This is a genomic window from Acinetobacter sp. ANC 4173 (assembly GCF_004331255.1).
Taxonomy (GTDB): domain Bacteria; phylum Pseudomonadota; class Gammaproteobacteria; order Pseudomonadales; family Moraxellaceae; genus Acinetobacter.
On the sequence record NZ_SJOF01000021.1, the window covers coordinates 45,283 to 51,282 of the forward strand.

A 6,000-nucleotide genomic window follows, 5' to 3' on the forward strand; every position below is an offset into this window, starting at 1 on the left:
AGATGTAAGAATCCTTATGCTTATTAGGTTCTCAAAATACGATGACGAACGATTGGATAAAATTTATAGAAATTTGGATGAAATTATCATTACGTAAAATTAAATATTTTTATTATTTATCAATAACATGATTTAGATTTTTTATTACAAAAAATATTTATTATCTAAATTAATATACAAATAATGGATTTAATCCAATAAATGTATATTAATCTATAGATACTACTTATTAAAAGGCATAAACTAATCGACTTTGTATACCTGAGATTTCGGCCCCATCTTTCACATCAAAATCTTGGCGCCATTGAAGTAACAATTGAGTATTTTTTGCAATATTAGTTGCTCCAGACAAAAGTAGTGTATTTTTTTGCTCACTCTCTAGCATTGTTTCATTTCCTAAGAATTCCCGCCCACCATCAACCCTTCTCCATGTAATTGCAAGACTTGTTTCACTATTAAACTTATAAATTGCTGATAAATCAGTTTGATAAAAAGTTTCTTTTTCCATTCCACTTTTATCTTTATCACTATAAAGTTCAATTTGAGCAATTCCTTCAAGAACAATATTTGGGTTTAATGCATGTTGATATCCAGTTTGAAAATTGTACTGGAAGCGATCATTACTGATTGAGAAATTATCATCTTTATGCGAACCTATCGGAATGGAAAGAAAGCCACCCAATGCAAAATATCTACCCAACTCCTCATTATGATAAGGCCAAGCAACACCACCAACCAATAAATCCCCAATTCCCCTGTTTTCTGAACCATCTAATGAATTCTGTTGCTTGGCAAAAGGTAAAACAATCTGAGGATCCATAAGTAATCCTCCAATTTCCATATACCTAACATAACGAAGCATACCTAAATCCAGAGTTAGCCCTAAATCATCGACAACTTTATTATTATTCGAATAGACATCATCAGCCGTTAAATGTTGATAATATGCAACTGCTAAATTCGTACCTGCAGGAAGGGCTTTATAATCCCCAGGATCCGCACTTACACCTGCAGCAAAAATTGATGAGCTAATACTAAATAAAGCTGATGTGTATAGAACAACAGTTAAGTTTTTAAAGTTATGAGTGACCATATAAAATCCATTTTAGTTAAAACACTTCGATTCAAAGACTAATATTTTCAATAACTACTAAGAATAAGCATTGATTTATTTACGAATGAATATAATGTTTTTCTTTATAATCATTTAGCATAGCGTTAGTTGCTACAATCGCGCTGTAAACCATCTCAGGTGTTACTGTAAATGGCATGTTATGCATCGTATCATTGGAATCACATGCAATTTCAGCAACCTTACGCCATTCATTTTCTCTGAATTCTTTTAATCCAAGGTCTTCAAGTGTCAATGGCAAGCCTACAGCTATAGCAATATCAATCACCTCTTCAAGCTCATGTTTCGGTACAGCTTCCATGACTAGTTGAGTAAATAATCCAAATATGACTTTTTCACCATGTTGTGCGCCATGCAAATCATCAACAACCGTCATCCCATTGTGGATAGCATGAGCTGCTGCACACCCTCCAGACTCGGCACCAACTGCTGACATATAAATCGTGGCTTCAATAGTATGTTCTAAAGCAGGTGTAACTACTTTATTTTTAACCGCATATACTGCTTGTGCTGCATGTAACTTAATTGTTTCATAACATGTTTTTGCAATTGTAAAACCTATAAGAGAAGGCTTAAGCATTGAGCCATGTTGACCTAAAATCAAATTATCTTTTTGAGCTTTATAACAAGCTCTAGCTTCAAAATATGTCGCCAATCCATCTCCTACTCCAGAAGCAAAAAAACGCACAGGCTCTTCAGCCAAAATCTGTGTATCTGCCAGAACCACATCTGGATTCTTTGATAAAAATAAATATCTATTGAAAGTATCATCATCATTATAGATAACGGATATTGCTGTACATGGCGCATCAGTAGAAGCCAATGTTGGTAAAATTAAAACCGGTTTACCTAAATAATGAGCAGTAGCTTTAGCCGTATCTAGTGTTTTACCACCACCGATACCCACGATATAATCAAAATCTAAAGCCGCTTTCTTATGCTTTTCAATTTCAGTATCTGAGCATTGACCACCAAAGACTCCTATTTGAGCACTTGTATTGCCAATAAAACTAGGTATAGCTTTTTGTTTTACCTGCTCTACAATGAATGAATCACAAATTAAATATGCATTTTTACCAAAAACCTTACCATGCGTGCCAAGTTCTTTTAATAAGTCTGTTTGGACCAAAAATTTAGATGGTGATGCAATTGCTTTTGTAATGTTCACGGATATTCCTTTTCCTTTGAGATATGTTTAAATAATCACGTCAATAAATAAAACGAGTCATTTTAGAAAATAACTAACCCATACATGTGATCCAAGACCACATGCATTCACAAAATTTAAAAACAAGTTTTTAAGAATTTATCTTAAGTTAATTAGATAAAAGTAATCCCTATTGCTGTCATGAAAATTAATAGAGTTTTTTGAAACCAAAGCTATTAATCAGTAAATCTTCCTAATTGATAACGACTGAGCCAATGAGCATAAGGTGCAGGTAAGACCCATGAAGGGTTTTCTAAGTTCAACTGTTTAGCCAAAGTATAGGGATAATGCGGATTTGCAAGCATTGCACGACCAATCATAACCAAATCTAATTGATTATTTTCAATCACACTGTTCGCTACCTCAGCTTGATCAATACACCAAGATGAAGCAACTTTAATACCTGTTTCTTGTTGTATTCGTTTTGAAATAGGCGCCATAAATCCTTGCTCAGACCAAGGTGTTGTCGTTACAGGAATGCTAAAACCCATACTCACATTTAATAGATCTAAACCTTCTTGTTTAAAGCGCTTAACTAATTGGATAGACTCCTGCAGAGTCTCTTCATCTTGGCCATCATATTCCAACACTCCAAAACGGGCAGTTAAGGGTAAATGCTCAGGCCAAACTTGACGTACCTTCGCCATAGTCTCAAGAAGGAAACGACTTCTCCCATCTAAATTTTGACCATATCGATCTTGGCGGTAATTAGAGTGCTTTGAAAAAAAACTTTGCGCTAGATAACCATGCGCAAAATGAAGTTCTAACCATTCAAAACCTGCATCTAAAGCCCTTTTTGCAGCGTCAACAAAGTTTTGTTGAACACGATAAATATCTTCAAGATTCATTTCTTTTGGGATGCGCGGTAAATTTTTACCAAAAGCAATAGAAGATGGTCCTATTATTTGCCAAGCATCAGCATGATCTTCTGGAAGGTGATCATCACCTTCCCATGGTTTATTGGCACTTGCTTTTCTACCTGCATGTGCAATTTGTATGCCTGGAACAGCTCCAGATTTTTTTATTGTGGCCGCAACCTTACTTAACTCTTGAGCCTGAGCGTCATTCCATAGACCTAGACATCCTGGTGTAATTCGACCTTCAGGAGAGACTCCAGTAGCCTCAACAATCACAAGCCCAGATCCACCTCTAGCAAGCTCTGAATAATGCGTTAAATGCCAGTCGTTAGCCAAACCATCAATTGCATTATATTGACACATAGGTGGCACAGCTATACGATTTTTTAAGGTAATGTCTTTTAACTTAAATTCTGAGAATAAAGCTACCATGCGTTGATTTCCCTGCAAAAAAATTTATTTTTAATTAAAAACCATTCCACCATCTACAATAATTGCCTGACCAGTTATATAGTCAGAATCTGAACCTGATAAAAATGCGACACAAGCAGCAACATCTTCTGGTTTTGATATTCGTTTTAGGGTGATATTTTGTGCGAATTGCTGCATTCCCCACTCAAAACTCTCACCTGATAAATCAGCCAAATCCTGTGCCACCTTTCTCATCATTGGTGTATCTACAATACCTGGGCAATAGGCATTAACTGTAATACCTAAAGGTGCGAGCTCTTTAGCAGCTGTTTGTGTAATTCCACGAACAGCAAATTTTGTTGCGCCATAAACTGACAATTCAGGATTTCCAACCTGACCTGCTTGAGATGAAGCACTAATTATTTTTCCACCATGGCCCAACTTTTTAAATGCATTAACTGCAGCTTGAATTCCCCATAGAACCCCACCAATATTAATATCCATAGTTTTTTGATAAATTTCAGGGGTTACTGCTTCAATTGGCATGATCGGGGCGATCCCTGCATTATTGATTACCACATGCAAATCCCCACACAAATCTAATGTTTCCTGTATGGCTTGAAAAACATTTTCTCTTCGTGCCACATCGACTTGCACAGCAACCGCAGCTCCACCATCTGCATTAATTTTATCTGCAACTTGTTGCGCTGTTTGAAGATTTAAATCTGCACAAGCAACCATGAACCCATCTTTCGCTAATCGTAAAGCTATTGCTTCTCCAATTCCTTGGCCCGCACCTGTAATAAAAGCAACTTTTTTCGACATGAAAAACTCCCTAAGAGACGCAAAAAATTAAGCCTCTTGATTTATATTTTTAAAATAATGAAAGAATATAACTTGATTAACGGAATACCATTCCGCCATCGATAATAAGTGATTGACCAGTAATATAGTCCGAGTCACTAGATGCTAAGAAAGAAACAATATTACCTACATCGACAGGTTCTTGCGTACGTCCACATAGAATACCTGCTGAGAATTTTTGCATTGCCTCGCCAGACTCCCAGCCATATTCTTTTGCCATCGCAGCATCTACACGCTCCCACATCGAAGTTGCGGCAACACCAGGGCAATATGAATTAACGCGAATATTATATTTTGCATATTCTTTTGCAGCAGCTACAGTTAGTGAACGAACTGCGTGTTTTGCAGCACAATAAGTTGCAAGCATTTCATAAGATTCATGTCCTGCAATTGAACATGCATTAATAATTTTGCCAATGCCATCTTGTTTTTTCATTACTTCTGCAGCAGCTTGAGTACCATAAACCACACTGAAGACATCAATAGCAAAAACTTTTTCTAGTTGCTCTTGTGTGATATCAGAAAATGGCACTACGCTTTCCACCCCAGCATTATTCACCCAAACATCAATTCTTCCAAAAGCATCGAAGGCAATTTGTGCTAATGCTTGCTGATCTTTTTGAACCGAAACATCACCTTGAAACTGTTTTATTTCATAACCCTTATCTAAAAACTCTTGTTCTGTTTGATCAAGTAAACTTTGATTTAAGTCAGAAATTAATACTTTGAAATCATCCTTAGCTAATCGTTCTGCAATACCTTTACCGAGACCAGATGCTCCACCCGTTACTACTGCAACTTTATTCACCATTTTTTCCTCTATACTGTCCATTGTATTCAATTTTTATAGAATTAAGGATCACTTAATTATTCCTTTCCATCAGGAATTCTTATTAAATTAAGGTAAAGAAAAATGAGGTACTTGGATTTTTTTTATTTTTTTTAGGATGAAATGATCATCTTTCCTCAATTTTCCAATATAAGTTCTGAATGAAGTCTCCATCAAATTTTCAATAGTATATCTAGCTTTTGTTGTATAAAAATTTAAAAGTAAAATTTACTTAAGTTACTCAAATTTAAATGGCACTTTGGATATAAGATTTTTGACTACTTCAATTTTAAATTCTTCTAGATATCTTTTACTGCTCATAAGCACCTAGATAATTAATCATTTTATCTAACCTGAAGGCGTCTATAGAATTGGGAACTATTCAACCAATAGTGACACGGCAATATATTACAAAAGGCTAAATTTAAGAAATTGCCTTTAACAAGTTAACCATTTCAATTGCAGTAAGGGCAGCTTCGCTACCTTTATTACCTGCTTTTGTTCCAGAGCGTTCAATCGCTTGTTCAATGCTGTCCGTAGTCAATACACCATTAATCACTGGTAAGCCAGTGTCTAAGCCTACAACGCCTAAGCCTTTAGCACATTCACCTGCGACAAAGTCAAAGTGTGGCGTGCTGCCACGAATGACTGCGCCTAGTGCGATGATGGCATCAAAGCGATCAGACGCTGCCAGTTTTTT

Annotated in this window: 6 protein-coding genes; all 6 read right to left on the reverse strand. The window is 35.9% G+C overall.

All coding sequences use genetic code 11. The features are described from left to right. Positions 1–229 precede the first annotated feature (229 nt). Positions 230–1,093, reverse strand: coding sequence for a transporter (locus E0H94_RS17440; protein ID WP_131327646.1), 864 nt, complete (start codon positions 1,091–1,093; stop codon positions 230–232). Positions 1,094–1,172: 79 nt separating this feature from the next. Continuing rightward, positions 1,173–2,300: a glycerol dehydrogenase gene (locus tag E0H94_RS17445; RefSeq protein WP_131327647.1), complete on the reverse strand. Its 1,128-nt coding sequence runs from the start codon at positions 2,298–2,300 to the stop codon at positions 1,173–1,175. Between the two features lie 215 nt (positions 2,301–2,515). Continuing rightward, positions 2,516–3,628, reverse strand: a complete 1,113-nt coding sequence (locus E0H94_RS17450) for an NADH:flavin oxidoreductase/NADH oxidase (protein ID WP_131327648.1) — start codon at positions 3,626–3,628, stop codon at positions 2,516–2,518. Between the two features lie 30 nt (positions 3,629–3,658). Continuing rightward, entirely contained in the window at positions 3,659–4,432 is a 774-nt protein-coding gene (locus E0H94_RS17455; RefSeq protein WP_131327649.1) for a (S)-acetoin forming diacetyl reductase, read from the reverse strand. Between the two features lie 76 nt (positions 4,433–4,508). Continuing rightward, on the reverse strand, positions 4,509–5,303 hold the full coding sequence (locus tag E0H94_RS17460; protein WP_205679310.1) for an acetoin reductase: 795 nt from the start codon (positions 5,301–5,303) through the stop codon (positions 4,509–4,511). 421 nt (positions 5,304–5,724) lie between these two features. After that, on the reverse strand, positions 5,725–6,000 hold a 276-nt coding region (ribH, locus tag E0H94_RS17465; RefSeq protein WP_131327650.1), incomplete at its 5' end, for a 6,7-dimethyl-8-ribityllumazine synthase.